A 14,705-nucleotide genomic window follows, 5' to 3' on the forward strand; every position below is an offset into this window, starting at 1 on the left:
GGCTGTCAGAAACGGCTAATTATGACACAAAATGACCTGTTTGAATATACAGTATTGGAATGCATTTTCTGATTCACTGTGTAACAATGTCGAGTCCGCGAGAGAACTCTGGAACATGCTACGCAACTATCAAAGTGTCGCATGGAAATGGTACACTCGCGCGTTTACACTATTAAGAAACGTATTCAGGAGACACGAACATGGCCAGCAGAGGCGTAAACAAGGTGATTCTCGTCGGTAATCTGGGCCAGGACCCGGAAGTACGCTACATGCCGAGTGGTGGCGCAGTTGCCAACATTACGCTGGCTACTTCCGAATCCTGGCGTGATAAAGCGACCGGTGAAATGAAAGAGCAGACCGAATGGCACCGCGTTGTGCTGTTTGGCAAACTGGCTGAAGTGGCCGGTGAGTATCTGCGTAAGGGTTCTCAGGTCTATATCGAAGGCCAGCTGCGTACCCGCAAATGGACCGATCAATCCGGTCAGGAAAAATACACCACGGAAGTGGTGGTCAACGTAGGCGGCACCATGCAGATGCTGGGTGGTCGTCAGGGCAGTGGCGCACCGGCAGGTGGCGGCCAGCAGCAGGGCGGTTGGGGTCAGCCTCAGCAGCCTCAGGGCGGCAATCAGTTCAGCGGCGGCGCGCAGTCTCGTCCGCAGCAGCAGTCTGCTCCGGCACCGTCTAACGAACCGCCAATGGACTTCGACGACGATATCCCGTTCTGATATCCAGACGCGTGAAACACAAAAAACCCAGACAATGTCTGGGTTTTTTTATAACAGGCTATCAGGTAATCACCATCGGCCAGTCTGGCGGAGTGTGGCTCATGGCTTCAACCATCACCACTTTAATGTTTTCCCAGACGGCGGCTATATCCACCAGCGTAATGCCGAGCAAACCTGTCGCGAACCAGCATGCGGCACCCAACCCTAACAGGGTGCTAATCACAGCAAGACCTGCGTAGTCGGACTTTCGGAACTGAATGTTTAACGTGCTGGCCAGGAACATCAAAACCGCGCTCAACAACGGCCAGCGCAGGAGCACCATGCTGGTGGTAATGGTTGCCATAAAACCCATCCTCGACAAAACAGACGAACTGGAATGAAACAATGTTTCTCGTTACATAAGATGTGTGAACTATATCACATTTGCTGTTTTATTCGCCAGTATCGTATGAGGTAAAAGTGGGTTTATAACCGGGGAAAATATATCGTACTCGCTCAGATCGGCGCTTAGCCGGAATTTTTATTTTTAATTCATTCAGATAGCAAAACCTTTGCAAAACACCCTCGGCTGTATAGCGTTTACAGCAGTATGTCTATGGATTATGCTTGTGTGGAACAATAAATGTACCCGCAAAAATAATTCATCACATTGAATTATTTGGATTTTTATTCTTTTTTAACACTCAGCATACTCTTTGATTTCGTGGTCTTATTCTTTTATTCAGATATGAGTTATTGCGGTTGCTCTCTCGATTAATGACCTGCGAAAAGATAATGAAAGAAAAAAGACGCGAGATTATTAACGACAGCATGCAGGCTCTGCACGCCCTGGCGAAGCTGATGCCACAACTCAACGCGCAGTGTTCGCCGGTTGAAATGCTGGAAATCATCAACAGCGCACTGGGGGCAAATCTCTCGTGGGTCAGTGTCGAATCCGCAGACGGGCCGCGCGTGGTTTGTGCCGGCGACGTGACGTGTCACGCCTTCAACGTGGCGGGTTTTCTTGCCAGCACCCTGTTGCAGCGGCATCACCGCGCCTGGCGCGTTATCTACTGGAAAGAGCATATTGGCCGGGCGGTATTTTCCCCTCAGCACCCGGGCTATGCGCGGCTGCAAAGCGGCGTGCTGTGTAAACTCTCAGCGCATGGCAGACAGTGCAGTGGTTATTTCTTTTTGGCTTTTAATGAAAAACTGACCTCGCTGCCGATATTGAAAAATATCGTGGTGGTATTGGTCGAGAAGCTAAAAGATTATTTTGATGACATCATCGTGCGGGAAAAAACAGCGCAAGAGATGCAGCGCGTCGTCACGCAATATAAAACTTTATTTGAACGTGCTCCGGTATTGATGAACGCCTTTGACAGGCATAACCGGTGTGTATTGTGGAACGCCGAATGCGAAAAAGTCTTTGGCTGGAGTATGACTGAAATCGGCGAGCACCCCGATCCGCTGGCCCTGTTTTACCCGGATCCCGAGGAGCGACAGCGCGTGCAGGAGTCGGTTCGTTTCGCACCACTTAAGGATATGTACGAATGGCACCCGGTGCGTAAAGACGGGACGCCGTTAACCATCCTCTGGTCAAACATCCTTTTACCGGATAACTCCATTCTCAATATTGGCCTCGATATCACCGAACGTAAAAAAGCAGAACAGCAGCTGACCGTCAAAGCCACCACGGACGATCTGACGGGCTGTCTGAATCGCTCGACAATTTTACAGCGGCTCAAAATGGCGCTGGCAGCCAGTTCGCCGCAGGATGTCAGTAGCCATTTCTGTCTCCTGATGTTCGATCTCGATTATTTCAAGCAGATCAACGATCGGTGGGGACATCAGGTTGGCGATGCGGCATTGATTCACTTTTGCGACCGTATTCGCGAAGTGAGCCCGGCCGGGTCGGCACTGGGACGGGTAGGGGGCGAAGAGTTTGTTCTTCTGCTGGCGCGTACGGATGGTATGGCCGCTACGTTGCTCTCTTCCCGGCTGCGTGCCGCGCTGATCTCAAAACCGCTGCGTGTGGGCGATAAAACGCTGGTACTCTCTTTCAGCGCCGGGGTGGTTGAAGTCTGTCACGGGCAACGGGATACTTCTGCCATACTGATGCGTGCCGATCAGGCATTATATGACGCCAAGCGTACGGGAAGAGGAAAAACGGTTCTGGCGTCTGATTATTTATAAATCAGCATAAGAACAAAGAGCAGGCTATTTCAGCCAACAAATTTTCCACACCTGTCGCGGGTAATTATTATCCTTATCAGAAACGAAATGAATACTTTTAGTTTGGCTTACGGGAAAATATTATCGGCATCACGAATTTTAGGATTTTTAATACCAAAAGTCAGTTGCTAACTTCCCATGATTCATGCAACGTAATCACCTGTTTATCAAAGCAGCCGGTCTTCATTGCTACAGGCGTACAACATGCAGGGATACAGAGCGGGAAATGAATCGTAGCGCGCGGCGCAAAATGCTCAAAGCGGTCGGGATTATCATGGTAGTTATGCTGCCGGTGATGCTTGCGCTATGGTTTGCCCAGCTTAGAGCCGTGTCGGAAATCAGCGCTCAGCTGCGCACGTTTGCTGAACTTGCTTTAAACAAAACTGAACGGGTTATTCAACAGGTTGATATGGCCCGGGAAGACGCGGAAAAATATCAGGGTAAAGTGTGTACGCCGGAGCATCGTCAATATATGTTGAACGTTTCCCGCGGTCGCCTTTTTGTTGCCGATTTAATTTATGCTGAAGGCCAGGACTTTCTCTGCTCGACCCTTTTTACGCCGGATCATCCTTACATCATCCCCGCTGCCAATTACACACGTAAACCCGACGTTGCTATCTATTATTTTCGCGATACGCCATTTTTTAATGGTTATAAAATGATATATATGCAGCGCGGAAATTATGTCGCAGTGGTCAACCCGCTTTCGTACAGTGAGGTGATGTCAGACGATCGTTCCCTGTCGTGGGGAGTGTATGACACCGTCAGCAATGCATTCTTTTCTGTGAGTCAGAAAGCCAATATTTCTTTATTGCATTCGATGCTCCGACATCAGGAAACGACTTTTCAGAAAGATGACCGTTTTTATACGATCGTAAAATCAGAGCAGAGGCCCATTGCGGCCATCGTTTCAACCTCCAATGCCCGTTTTTATAAAACGCTTTATCATCAGGCTACTCTGACGCTACCGCTGGGGATGATTTGCAGCATTATTATTTTGCTGGTGTGGTCGCGAACACACCGTGAATTCAATTCGCCTGGCCGACTTCTGCACCGGGCGCTGAATAAACGCCAGCTGTGCGTCCATTATCAGCCCATTATTGATATAAAAAATAACCAGTGCGTGGGAGCAGAGGCGTTGTTGCGCTGGCCAGGATTCAACGGTCAGGTTATGAGCCCGGCGGAATTTATTCCCCTGGCCGAAAAAGAGGGGATGATTGCGCGCATTACGGATTACGTCGTGGAGGAGGTGTTCACCGATCTGGGCCATTTTCTTGCCGCTCACCCCGATCTGTATGTCTCGATTAACCTGTCGGCGTCAGATTTTCACTCTTCGCGTCTTATCGCCCTGATCTCCGACAAAGCCCGCTTTTACTCGGTTCGCGCGCAGCAAATAAAAATTGAGGTGACGGAGCGGGGGTTTATTGACGTGCCGAAAACCACGCCGGTCATTCAGGCGTTTCGCCAGGCGGGGTATGAAGTGGCGATTGATGATTTCGGAACCGGCTACTCTAACCTGCATAACCTCTATTCGCTGAACGTCGATATCCTGAAAATCGACAAATCTTTTATCGATACCTTAACCACCAACAGCACCAGCCACCTGATTGCCGAGCACATCATTGAGATGGCGCAAAGCCTGCGGCTGAAAACCATTGCGGAAGGGGTCGAGACGGGGGAGCAGGTGAGCTGGCTGCTGAAGCGTGGCGTGCAGTATTGTCAGGGATGGCACTTCGCGAAAGCGATGCCGCCCCAGGCATTTATGGCCTGGCAGCAGCAACCCTTGCGTTAACACGCATTAATTGAGCTGATGGCGGTAGTCGCTCGGCGTACGGTCAAACTCGCGGCGGAAGACGCGGGAAAAGGTCTGCTGCGACACATAGCCCAGATCCATTGCGATATCAAAAATGGGCCGCTGCGTTGAGCGTAACGCCTGCGCCGCCAGCAGGAGCCTGCGCTGGCGAATGTAGTCACCCAGCGTTTGATGCATTACGGTGCGGAACATTCTCTGTAAATACCATTTCGAATAGCCCGACTTCTTAGCGACCACATCAATGTTCAACGGCTGGTCGATATGTTCATCAATCCATTCAATAAGCGTCTGAATAATTTGCTGATGCGACATAAGGTTACCCCTCTGTGGAGACATCTGTCCTGGTTGATTCGTCGTTTTCTCTGCGGGGGAGTATAATTCCTCAAGTTAACTTGAGGTAAAGAGGTTTTATGGAAAAGAGATTACCGCGCATCAAAGCGCTGTTAACCCCCGGTGAAGTGGCGAAACGAAGCGGCGTGGCGGTGTCGGCGCTCCACTTCTATGAAAGCAAAGGGTTAATAAAAAGTATCCGTAACGCCGGAAACCAGCGGCGCTATACCCGCGATGTGCTCCGCTACGTGGCGATTATCAAAATTGCGCAACGTATCGGCATCCCCCTGGCTACCATCGGCGACGCGTTCGGCGTATTGCCGGAAGGACACTCGCTGAGCGCGAAAGAGTGGAAGCAGCTGTCGTCCCAGTGGCGAGAAGAACTGGATCGTCGTATTCACACGCTGGTGGCCCTGCGCGATGAACTGGATGGCTGCATTGGTTGCGGGTGTTTATCACGTAGCGATTGTCCGCTGCGTAACCCGGGTGACAGGCTGGGCGAGCAGGGAACAGGGGCGCGGTTGCTGGAGGAGGATTGAGAGGTGTGTGCCGGGTAAGGCGCAGCCGCCACCCGGCAACAAGCATAAAGAACTAAAGCGCCACTAAGGGCGCTTTAGTTTTTTCCGGTCTTTGTCTTTCTCTCTATCCCGCTGGCTCACGGGAGGGTTTCCCCCGACATCAGTACTCCTCGTGTCGAGCTTGTGGAGGAGGTTCCGGTTTGTACTGACACTTTAATTCTATGCCCGGCCGCCGTTTTTGCCAACGGAGATGATGAGATTTTAGCCGAATTTTTTTCGTGAAGTTGTTCAGTTTTCTATAGTTAAAAAGTATGAATCACCGGAGAACATCATGCTAACGGTCCACCACCTTAACCAGTCTCGTTCCCATCGCGTCCTCTGGGCGCTGGAAGAACTGGGTCTGACATATGAGATTGTGCGCTACCAGCGCGAAAAAACCATGCTCGCACCAGACGCGCTCAAAAAAGTGCATCCGCTGGGAAAATCCCCGGTACTGGAAGATAACGGACTGGTTCTGGCTGAATCAGGCGCGATTCTGGAATATCTTCAGGAAACGTACGATTCGGCGTCACGATTCAAACCGTTAGATCCCGCCCATAAAGTGCAGTATCGCTTCTGGCTGCATTACGCCGAAGGATCTTTGATGCCGCTGCTGTTAATGAAGCTGGTATTTAACAGCCTCGGCAACCCCCCCGTCCCGTTTGGCCTGCGCACGCTGGGTAAGGCGCTGGGGCAGGGGGTGCAAAAAGCGTATCTCAACCGCCAGCTGGAAACGCATGCGCGCTTTATTAACGACCATCTTGCCGAAAACAGCTGGTTTGCCGGCGACACGCTGACCATGGCGGACATCCAGATGAGTTTTCCCCTCTTCGCCCTGCTGGCGAGAGGCGGCATCGACAATCTCGACCACATAGCGGCGTGGAAACAGAGAGTGGAGGCACGTCCGGGCTGGCAGACAACGCTTGCGAAAGGCGGCCCGCTGACGATACCCGGCGGGGGATGAAATGTAACGAAATTGCGCATGGACGATAACGTTTGCGCATCCTCTGCTTAATTCTTCATCGTCATGAGGCAATTTTAGCGAAAAACGAGAAAGTTCAGTTGAAAAGGGCGGGTATTAGGCTAGATAATCGTTTGCCTACATTTGACCACCCGTTTTGTAAGCGCGGAGCTAAACGTTTGCTTTTTTTGTGACGCCCCTTTCGTCGCAAACGCAGCACAAGGATTTGACGTTTCGCTGGCAGTGGAGTCTCCACCACGCTTACGGACTTTCAATAAAAATTTTCAGGGGATGTTTTCTATGTCTACGCCATCTGCGCGTACCGGCGGTTCACTTGACGCCATGTTTAAAATTTCTGCTCGCGGCAGCACCGTGCGCCAGGAAGTTGTTGCCGGTCTGACGACGTTTCTGGCGATGGTGTACTCCGTCATCGTGGTGCCGGGCATGCTCGGCAAAGCCGGTTTCCCGCCAGCGGCGGTCTTCGTTGCCACCTGCCTGGTTGCGGGTGTGGGTTCGATTGTGATGGGCCTGTGGGCGAACCTGCCGCTGGCGATCGGGTGCGCCATCTCCCTGACCGCGTTTACCGCCTTCAGCCTGGTGCTGGGCCAGCATATCAGCGTCCCGGTAGCGCTCGGCGCGGTGTTCCTGATGGGTGTACTGTTCACCGTGATCTCTGCTACCGGCATCCGTAGCTGGATTTTGCGCAACCTGCCGCAGGGCGTGGCGCACGGCACCGGTATCGGCATCGGCCTGTTCCTGCTGCTGATTGCCGCCAACGGCGTGGGTCTGGTCATCAAGAACCCGCTGGACGGCCTGCCGGTTGCGCTGGGTAACTTCGCGAGCTTCCCGGTGATCATGTCGTTGGTGGGGCTGGCGGTGATCATTGGCCTGGAAAAATTGAAAGTGCCGGGCGGCATTCTGCTGACCATTATCGGCGTGTCCATCGTCGGTCTGATCTTCGACCCGTCCGTTCATTTCTCCGGGATTTTCGCCATGCCGTCGCTGAGCGATGACAACGGTAACTCCCTGATTGGCAGCCTGGATATTGTGGGCGCGCTGAATCCGGTGATCCTGCCAAGCGTGCTGGCGCTGGTAATGACCGCGGTGTTTGATGCCACCGGGACCATCCGCGCGGTGGCGGGGCAGGCTAACCTGCTGGACAAAGACGGCCAGATCATTGACGGCGGCAAAGCGCTGACCACCGACTCCCTGAGCAGCGTTTTCTCTGGCCTGGTGGGTGCAGCGCCAGCGGCAGTGTACATTGAGTCCGCAGCGGGTACGGCGGCAGGCGGCAAAACCGGCCTGACGGCTATTACCGTTGGCGTACTGTTCCTGCTGATCCTGTTCCTCTCTCCGCTCTCTTATCTGGTGCCAGCTTACGCGACCGCACCTGCGCTGATGTACGTCGGCCTGCTGATGCTGAGCAACGTGGCGAAAATCGACTTTGCTGACTTTGTTGATGCCATGTCCGGTCTGATCACCGCGGTCTTTATCGTGCTGACCTGTAACATCGTGACCGGCATTATGATCGGTTTCGCCTCGCTGGTGATTGGGCGTCTGGTCTCCGGTGAGTGGCGCAAGCTGAACATCGGTACCGTTGTCATCGCCGTTGCGCTGGTGGCGTTCTACGCGGGCGGCTGGGCAATTTAAGTTATCCATTGATGCGAAAACGGGTGGCTCAGGCCGCCCGTTTTTATTTTCAGGACTCATCCCGTTGTCTTTTACGTTACTCTGGAGAGGATAGAATAAGAGGCACGACGCCTCAGGTTTGGCTTAAAAAGAAACACAGCAAACAGGGAACGCATGGAAATTTTCTTCACAATACTCATCATGACCCTTGTGGTCTCATTATCCGGGGTGGTTACACGCGTACTGCCCTTCCAGGTCCCCCTGCCTTTAATGCAAATAGCTATCGGCGCGCTGCTGGCGTGGCCGACGTTCGGTCTGCACGTGGAGTTCGATCCGGAACTGTTCCTCGTGCTGTTTATCCCGCCGCTGCTGTTTGCCGATGGCTGGAAAACGCCGACGCGCGAATTTCTTGAGCACGGGCGAGAGATCTTCGGTCTGGCGCTGGCGCTGGTGGTCGTTACCGTGGTCGGGATTGGTTTCCTGATCTACTGGGCCGTACCGGGGATCCCGCTTATACCCGCCTTTGCGCTGGCTGCCGTGCTGTCGCCGACCGACGCCGTGGCGCTGTCCGGCATTGTGGGCGAAGGGCGCATTCCTAAGAAAATCATGGGCATTTTGCAGGGCGAGGCGCTGATGAACGACGCTTCCGGCCTGGTCGCCCTGAAGTTTGCCGTGGCGGTAGCCATGGGCACCATGGTCTTTACCGTCGGCGGTGCAACCCTCGAATTCTTCAAGGTGGCGATTGGCGGTATCCTCGCAGGCTTTGTTGTAAGCTGGCTGTACGGTCGTTCGCTGCGCTTCCTCAGCCGCTGGGGCGGCGATGAACCGGCGACGCAGATCGTCCTGCTGTTCCTGCTGCCGTTCGCCTCTTACCTGATTGCCGAACATATCGGCGTGTCGGGCATTCTGGCGGCGGTAGCTGCGGGGATGACCATCACCCGTTCCGGCGTGATGCGCCGGGCGCCGCTGGCGATGCGTCTGCGCGCGAACAGTACCTGGGCGATGCTCGAGTTTGTCTTTAACGGCATGGTGTTCCTGCTGTTGGGCCTGCAACTGCCGGGCATTATGGAATCTTCGCTGATCGCGGCCGAAGCGGATCCAAACGTTGAAGTCTGGATGCTGTTTACCGATATCGTACTCATCTACCTTTCGCTGATGCTGGTGCGTTTCGGCTGGCTGTGGACGATGAAGAAGTTCAGCGTTCGCTTCCTGACCAAAAAGCCGATGGAGTTCGGCTCCTGGACCACGCGCGAGCTGCTGATTGCCTCTTTCGCGGGCGTTCGCGGGGCGATCACCCTTGCTGGTGTGCTCTCCATTCCTCTGCTTCTGCCGACGGGCGACGTCTTCCCGGCGCGCTACGAGCTGGTGTTCCTGGCGGCGGGCGTGATCCTCTTCTCCCTGTTTGTCGGCGTAATTATGCTGCCGATTCTGCTGCAGCATATTGATGCGGGTGACACCTCGCAGCAGCATAAGGAAGAGCGGATTGCCCGTGCGGCGACGGCGGAAGTGGCGATTGTCGCCATCGAGAAGATGGAGGAGCGTCTGGCCGCCGATGCCGAAGAGAACATTGATAACCAGCTGCTGAAGGAAGTCAGTTCACGCGTGATTGGTAATTTGCGTCGCCGTGCTGACGGACGTAACGACGTGGAAAGTTCGTTGCAGGAAGAGAACCTCGAGCGCCGTTTCCGCCTGGCGGCGCTGCGCTCCGAGCGTGCCGAGCTGTATCACCTGCGCGCGACGCGGCAGATCAGCAACGAGACGCTGCAAAAGCTGCTGCACGATCTGGATCTGCTGGAAGCGTTGTTGATAGAGAATCAGTAGCGCTGTAATTGCCCGGTGGCGCTGCGCTTACCGGGCCTACGTGCTCGATCGGTTCCCTCTCCCTATGGGCTGAGGGTTCCCCACAAATTAATGCGAGCACTGAGCAATCCCCTCGCCCCTCCGGGGAGAGGGTTAGGGTGAGGGGAACATACGGCGGTGGTGGTCATTCCGTTCACTTTATGTTCCTTGCTACTCTGTAACGACATGACCGGTGAACGTGCCAGGGTGGCTCAGTCGCCACCACCCTGGCGACCCGGGCTCCCGGCGGTAAATCGCCGCTTCGCGGTGCCCTCGGCTTATTCCTTCCGGCTTATCGGGTACGGGCGGAGGCAACGTCCCTGTAAAGCCGCCCTCTCGGCGCATCCCTGCGCCTCGCCCCGGCCGGAAGGCAAACGCCTCAGCGATTTACAGCCGGACCAGGGCATCGCTGACAGCCCTCAGTCATTTAGAAAGCAACTTTATTGCTTCTGCATAAAAAAATTACTGGGGAACCCTCAGCCCACAGGGAGAGGGTTAGGGTGAGGGTACCCAAAACCCCTCACAGCATTGCAACCACGCCTGTGCGCTGTGCGACAGATACACCCCTTCACGCCAGATCATCCCTAACTGCCAGTGCAGATCGCTCTCCAGCGGGATCCAGCGCAGCGTGTTTTTATCCAGCCGCTCGCAGATCGGCTGCGGCAGAATGGCTATCCCCACGCCCGCCTGTACCATCGCTGCCAGAAAATCCCACTGGCCGCTGCGCACCGCAATGCGCGGCTTTACGTTGTGCTGGTTAAACAGCGCCATCAGCTGGCGGCTTAAGGCGAAATCTTCGTTGTAAATCAGCAGCGGGTGTTCGCCGAGCAGCTCGGGTTTTACTGATTCAATCTTCAGCCAGTCGCCGGAGCGCGGCACCAGCACGCACAGCGGGTGGCTGAACAGCGGCAGCGTCGCCAGGCCGCTTTCCTCCTCTACGGGAAGGGCCGTCATGGCCACGTCCAGTTCACCGTTCATCACCGCCTGCTGCACGGTCAGGCCGCCAAATTCAGAAATTTTTAGCTCAACGCCGGGATAGCGCTGGCGAAACAGGCTAATCGGCCCGGCCATCATCATGCCGACCATCGGCGGAATGCCGAGCCGCAGCAGCCCTTTTGTCAGGTGGTTGATGTCCCCAAGCTCGGCCTCCAGCTGGCGGAACTCCGCCAGAATTGCCAGCCCGCGCTCGAACACCACGCGACCGGTATCGGTCAGCAGCAGCTTGCGCCCGTCGCGGATCAGGAGGGTACAGTTCAGCTCATCTTCGAGGTTTTTCAGCATCTTACTGATGGTAGGCTGGGTTACGAATAACTTCTCCGCTGCGCGGGTAAAACTTTGCTGGCGAACCACCTCGACAAAATAGCGCAGCGTTCTTATGTCCATGATTATTCCTCGAAACTATACCTTCGATGATTTTAATTCATTTCAGTCGATACCGTACGCTCACTATACTGGCGCCTCGTCTCATTTCTGAGGAAAACCCCCATGGCCGTGGCGTTAAGCCGTGTTACGCCTGCCGTTGTTCAACGACTCCAGGTACCGGTTCAGGTACTGCTCTACGCGGGACTGTTTGTTTTTGCTGAATATCTTGTCGACTGGCTGAACCTGCCTTTACCCGCCAACCTGGTGGGAATGGTGCTGATGCTGACGCTGATCCTCTGTCGCGCGTTGCCCCTTAGCTGGGTGCGGGCCGGTGCGCGCTGGCTGCTGGCGGAGATGCTGCTGTTCTTCGTTCCGGCCGTGGTGGCGGTGGTGAATTATGCGCAACTGCTGATGGTCGACGGCTGGCGCATCTTTGCGGTTATCGCCCTGAGCACGCTGATGGTGCTGGGCGCCACCGCCTGGGTGGTGGATAAAGTGTATCGCTTTGAAATCAGCAGGCAGAAGCATGACTAACTTTCAGATAAGCGTGCTATGCCTGATTGCGACAGTCGTCATTTACTTTGCCAACAAGCGCCTGTATCGCCGCTTTCGCACGCTGCCGCTGATGCCGCTGGTCTTTACGCCGATCCTGCTGGTGCTGATGCTGGTCTTCGGCCATATCTCCTGGCAGAACTACATTGGTGAATCCCACTGGCTGCTGTGGCTGCTCGGCCCGGCGACTATCGCCTTTGCGGTGCCGGTGTATGACAACCTGGCAATTATTAAACGCCACTGGATGTCGCTCAGCGCGGGAGTCGTCACCGCGACGGTAGTGGCGGTGTGCAGCTCGGTCTGGCTGGCGCGGCTGTTTACCCTGTCTGATGAAATCCAGCGCAGCCTGGCGGTACGCTCGGTGACCACACCGTTCGCGCTGGCGGCGGCTAAACCGCTCGGCGGACAGCCGGATCTGGTGGCGCTGTTTGTGGTGGTGACCGGCGTGTTCGGCATGGCAGTGGGGGATGTGCTGTTTCTGCGCCTTTCCATTCGCGAAGGGATGGCGAAAGGGGCAGGGTTTGGCGCGGCGTCGCACGGGGCGGGGACGGCACGTTCGTATGAGCTGGGACAGCAGGAAGGCGTTGTTGCAAGCCTGGTGATGATGCTCTCGGGCGTGACAATGGTATTAATCGCGCCGCTGGTAGCGTGGGTGATGTTTTAAGTTCCCCGGCCAGAGCGACCGGGGAGAAAAGGTTTAGTGCGCGCGGCCCTGCTCAACACCCAGGCCGGTTTGCGAGCGGATAAACTGGGCGCGGAATTTCTCACGCTCCAGGTTACCCTCCGGCGAGTTGTCGGTCGCTGAGAAGAACCAGATCCCGATAAACGCCACGGCAATGGAGAACAGCGCCGGGTATTCATACGGGAAGATAGCGCTTTCGTGACCGAGGATCTGCACCCAGATGGTCGGGCCGAGGATCATCAGAATCACCGCCGTCAGCAGCCCCAGCCAGCCGCCAATCATCGCCCCACGGGTGGTCAGTTTTGACCAGTACATGGAGAGCAGAATGATCGGGAAGTTACAGCTTGCCGCAATCGAGAAGGCCAGCCCCACCATAAAGGCGATGTTCTGCTTCTCGAACAAAATCCCCAGCAGGATGGCGACGACGCCCAGCACCAGTACGGTGATTTTGGAGACTTTCAGCTCATCGCGCTCGCTTGCGCCTTTGCGGAAAACGTTGGCGTAGAGATCGTGCGATACCGCAGACGCACCAGCCAACGTCAGCCCGGCAACCACCGCGAGGATGGTGGCGAAGGCCACGGCAGAGATAAAGCCGAGGAACAGGTTACCGCCTACCGCGTCGGCCAGATGCACCGCCGCCATGTTGTTACCGCCGATAAGCGCGCCCGCCGCGTCTTTAAACGCCGGGTTTGCCCCCACCAGCATGATCGCGCCAAAGCCGATGATAAAGGTCAGTATGTAGAAGTAGCCCATAAACCCGGTGGCGTAGAACACGCTTTTACGCGCTTCACGTGCATCAGACACCGTGAAGAAACGCATCAGGATATGCGGCAGGCCAGCGGTACCGAACATCAGGCCGAGACCGAGCGAGAGCGCGGATATCGGATCTTTCACCAGCCCGCCCGGGCTCATGATCGCTTCCCCTTTCGGGTGCACTGACATGGCTTCGGTAAACAGATTATTGAAGCTGAACCCGACGTGTTTCATCACCATAAAGGCCATAAAGCTGGCGCCGAACAGCAGCAGTACCGCTTTGATGATCTGTACCCAGGTGGTGGCCAGCATGCCGCCGAACAGGACGTACATCACCATCAGCACGCCTACCAGCACCACCGCGACGTGGTAGTTCAGACCGAACAGCAGCTCGATCAGTTTGCCCGCGCCGACCATCTGCGCAATCAGGTACAGCGCCACCACCACCAGCGAACCGCAGGCGGAGAGCATGCGGATGGGGCCTTGTTTGAGGCGGTATGAAGCTACGTCTGCAAAGGTGTAGCGGCCAAGGTTACGCAGGCGCTCGGCAATCAGGAACAGAATGATCGGCCAGCCGACGAGGAAGCCGAGGGAGTAGATCAGGCCGTCATACCCCGAGGTATAAACCAGCGCGGAGATCCCGAGGAACGAGGCGGCAGACATAAAGTCTCCCGCAATCGCCAGCCCGTTCTGGAAGCCGGTAATGTTGCCGCCCGCGGTGTAGTAATCGTTACGGGAGCGCACGCGTTTCGACGCCCAGTAGGTGATGTAAAGCGTTAGCACCACGAAAATCAGGAACATGATAATCGCCTGCCAGTTGGTTGGCTGGCGCTGGACCTCGCCGGTAAGGGCATCTGCCGCATGGGCAGCAAAGGGAAGTGTGGCGGCAAGCGCCGTCAGGACTCGCTTCATGATGCTTTTACCTCGCGCAGAACTTCTCTGTTAAGACGATCGAATTCACCGTTCGCACGCCAGACATACACACCTGTCAGCACAAACGAAATAACGATAACGCCAATGCCAATTGGGATGCCGCGCGTAACGCTGGTTCCGGCGTGCAGCGGCGTACCGAGCCACTGCGGCGCAAAGGCGATCAGCAGAATAAAGCCGACGTAAATAACCAGCATGATGATGGAAAGGATAAAGGCAAACCGTTGCCGTTTTTCGACGAGCTCCCTGTAGTGCGCACTATTCTCTATCTGCTGACAAATATCGTTATTCATCACAGAGTCTCCAAAGGTAAGGTTGGTTTGTTTTTATCCCCTCTCCCCTATGGGGAGAGGGTTAG

General features: G+C 55.3%; 14 protein-coding genes. 9 read left to right on the plus strand and 5 right to left on the minus strand.

Translation table 11 applies throughout. The features are described 5' to 3' along the window. The first annotated feature begins 200 nt into the window (after positions 1–200). Positions 201–725, plus strand: a complete 525-nt coding sequence (gene ssb1, locus ACQG11_RS11150; protein WP_045620928.1) for a single-stranded DNA-binding protein SSB1 — start codon at positions 201–203, stop codon at positions 723–725. A 61-nt stretch (positions 726–786) separates the two neighbouring features. Here the strand turns inward: ssb1 and ACQG11_RS11155 are convergent, their stop codons facing one another. Next, the gene (locus ACQG11_RS11155) at positions 787–1,068 is read right to left on the minus strand and encodes a YjcB family protein (RefSeq protein WP_003860282.1); all 282 of its coding nucleotides are present in this window, start codon (positions 1,066–1,068) and stop codon (positions 787–789) included. 431 nt (positions 1,069–1,499) lie between these two features. On the opposite strand from ACQG11_RS11155, the gene ACQG11_RS11160 reads away from it, so the two are divergent. Both ACQG11_RS11160 and ACQG11_RS11165 read left to right on the plus strand, forming a co-directional pair. Further along, the gene (locus ACQG11_RS11160; RefSeq protein ID WP_426728368.1) at positions 1,500–2,900 is read left to right on the plus strand and encodes a sensor domain-containing diguanylate cyclase; all 1,401 of its coding nucleotides are present in this window, start codon (positions 1,500–1,502) and stop codon (positions 2,898–2,900) included. Positions 2,901–3,165: 265 nt separating this feature from the next. Then, positions 3,166–4,731 carry an EAL domain-containing protein gene (locus ACQG11_RS11165; RefSeq protein ID WP_038415076.1) on the plus strand — a complete coding sequence of 522 codons (1,566 nt, stop codon included), beginning with the start codon at positions 3,166–3,168 and terminating at the stop codon, positions 4,729–4,731. Between the two features lie 6 nt (positions 4,732–4,737). Here ACQG11_RS11165 and soxS read toward each other — a convergent pair whose 3' ends face one another. Then, entirely contained in the window at positions 4,738–5,064 is a 327-nt protein-coding gene (gene soxS, locus ACQG11_RS11170; RefSeq protein WP_003860277.1) for a superoxide response transcriptional regulator SoxS, read from the minus strand. Positions 5,065–5,162: 98 nt separating this feature from the next. Between soxS and soxR the strand changes: the two genes are divergently transcribed. The 4 genes from soxR (at position 5,163) to ACQG11_RS11190 (ending at position 10,050) form a co-directional block, all read left to right on the plus strand. After that, positions 5,163–5,621: a redox-sensitive transcriptional activator SoxR gene (gene soxR / locus ACQG11_RS11175; protein ID WP_003860275.1), complete on the plus strand. Its 459-nt coding sequence runs from the start codon at positions 5,163–5,165 to the stop codon at positions 5,619–5,621. A gap of 310 nt (positions 5,622–5,931) precedes the next feature. Then, positions 5,932–6,603, plus strand: a complete 672-nt coding sequence (locus tag ACQG11_RS11180; protein WP_421767890.1) for a glutathione S-transferase family protein — start codon at positions 5,932–5,934, stop codon at positions 6,601–6,603. Positions 6,604–6,900: 297 nt separating this feature from the next. Next, a complete protein-coding gene (gene ghxP / locus ACQG11_RS11185) occupies positions 6,901–8,250 on the plus strand; it encodes a guanine/hypoxanthine transporter GhxP (protein WP_022646757.1) in 1,350 nt (449 codons plus the stop codon). 153 nt (positions 8,251–8,403) lie between these two features. Continuing rightward, on the plus strand, positions 8,404–10,050 hold the full coding sequence (locus tag ACQG11_RS11190) for a Na+/H+ antiporter (RefSeq protein ID WP_022646758.1): 1,647 nt from the start codon (positions 8,404–8,406) through the stop codon (positions 10,048–10,050). Between the two features lie 513 nt (positions 10,051–10,563). On the opposite strand, the gene ACQG11_RS11195 is transcribed toward ACQG11_RS11190, so the two are convergent. After that, the gene (locus ACQG11_RS11195; protein WP_022646759.1) at positions 10,564–11,451 is read right to left on the minus strand and encodes a LysR family transcriptional regulator; all 888 of its coding nucleotides are present in this window, start codon (positions 11,449–11,451) and stop codon (positions 10,564–10,566) included. Between the two features lie 102 nt (positions 11,452–11,553). Between ACQG11_RS11195 and ACQG11_RS11200 the strand changes: the two genes are divergently transcribed. Continuing rightward, entirely contained in the window at positions 11,554–11,964 is a 411-nt protein-coding gene (locus ACQG11_RS11200; protein ID WP_022646760.1) for a CidA/LrgA family protein, read from the plus strand. Continuing rightward, complete coding sequence (locus ACQG11_RS11205; RefSeq protein WP_022646761.1) at positions 11,957–12,646, plus strand: LrgB family protein; 690 nt, start codon at positions 11,957–11,959, stop codon at positions 12,644–12,646. The genes ACQG11_RS11200 and ACQG11_RS11205 overlap by 8 nt, the downstream gene beginning before the upstream one ends. Before the next feature lie 33 nt (positions 12,647–12,679). Here the strand turns inward: ACQG11_RS11205 and actP are convergent, their stop codons facing one another. Then, positions 12,680–14,329 carry a cation/acetate symporter ActP gene (gene actP, locus ACQG11_RS11210; protein WP_023299099.1) on the minus strand — a complete coding sequence of 550 codons (1,650 nt, stop codon included), beginning with the start codon at positions 14,327–14,329 and terminating at the stop codon, positions 12,680–12,682. Beyond that, positions 14,326–14,640 carry a DUF485 domain-containing protein gene (locus tag ACQG11_RS11215; protein WP_022646763.1) on the minus strand — a complete coding sequence of 105 codons (315 nt, stop codon included), beginning with the start codon at positions 14,638–14,640 and terminating at the stop codon, positions 14,326–14,328. Before ACQG11_RS11215 ends, actP begins: the two co-directional genes overlap by 4 nt. Between the last annotated feature and the right edge of the window lie 65 nt (positions 14,641–14,705).

The organism is Enterobacter cloacae complex sp. 372C4 (assembly GCF_050030615.1).
Classification (GTDB): Bacteria; Pseudomonadota; Gammaproteobacteria; order Enterobacterales; family Enterobacteriaceae; genus Enterobacter; species Enterobacter intestinihominis.

What these genes read in the sequence shown, in the direction of transcription:
- ssb1 (WP_045620928.1), top strand. Translation starts at nt 201, where the DNA reads ATGGCCAGCAGAGGCGTAAACAAGGTGATTCTCGTCGGTAATCTGGGC.
- ACQG11_RS11155 (WP_003860282.1), bottom strand. Translation starts at nt 1,068, where the DNA reads ATGGCAACCATTACCACCAGCATGGTGCTCCTGCGCTGGCCGTTGTTG.
- ACQG11_RS11160 (WP_426728368.1), top strand. Translation starts at nt 1,500, where the DNA reads ATGAAAGAAAAAAGACGCGAGATTATTAACGACAGCATGCAGGCTCTG.
- ACQG11_RS11165 (WP_038415076.1), top strand. Translation starts at nt 3,166, where the DNA reads ATGAATCGTAGCGCGCGGCGCAAAATGCTCAAAGCGGTCGGGATTATC.
- soxS (WP_003860277.1), bottom strand. Translation starts at nt 5,064, where the DNA reads ATGTCGCATCAGCAAATTATTCAGACGCTTATTGAATGGATTGATGAA.
- soxR (WP_003860275.1), top strand. Translation starts at nt 5,163, where the DNA reads ATGGAAAAGAGATTACCGCGCATCAAAGCGCTGTTAACCCCCGGTGAA.
- ACQG11_RS11180 (WP_421767890.1), top strand. Translation starts at nt 5,932, where the DNA reads ATGCTAACGGTCCACCACCTTAACCAGTCTCGTTCCCATCGCGTCCTC.
- ghxP (WP_022646757.1), top strand. Translation starts at nt 6,901, where the DNA reads ATGTCTACGCCATCTGCGCGTACCGGCGGTTCACTTGACGCCATGTTT.
- ACQG11_RS11190 (WP_022646758.1), top strand. Translation starts at nt 8,404, where the DNA reads ATGGAAATTTTCTTCACAATACTCATCATGACCCTTGTGGTCTCATTA.
- ACQG11_RS11195 (WP_022646759.1), bottom strand. Translation starts at nt 11,451, where the DNA reads ATGGACATAAGAACGCTGCGCTATTTTGTCGAGGTGGTTCGCCAGCAA.
- ACQG11_RS11200 (WP_022646760.1), top strand. Translation starts at nt 11,554, where the DNA reads ATGGCCGTGGCGTTAAGCCGTGTTACGCCTGCCGTTGTTCAACGACTC.
- ACQG11_RS11205 (WP_022646761.1), top strand. Translation starts at nt 11,957, where the DNA reads ATGACTAACTTTCAGATAAGCGTGCTATGCCTGATTGCGACAGTCGTC.
- actP (WP_023299099.1), bottom strand. Translation starts at nt 14,329, where the DNA reads ATGAAGCGAGTCCTGACGGCGCTTGCCGCCACACTTCCCTTTGCTGCC.
- ACQG11_RS11215 (WP_022646763.1), bottom strand. Translation starts at nt 14,640, where the DNA reads ATGAATAACGATATTTGTCAGCAGATAGAGAATAGTGCGCACTACAGG.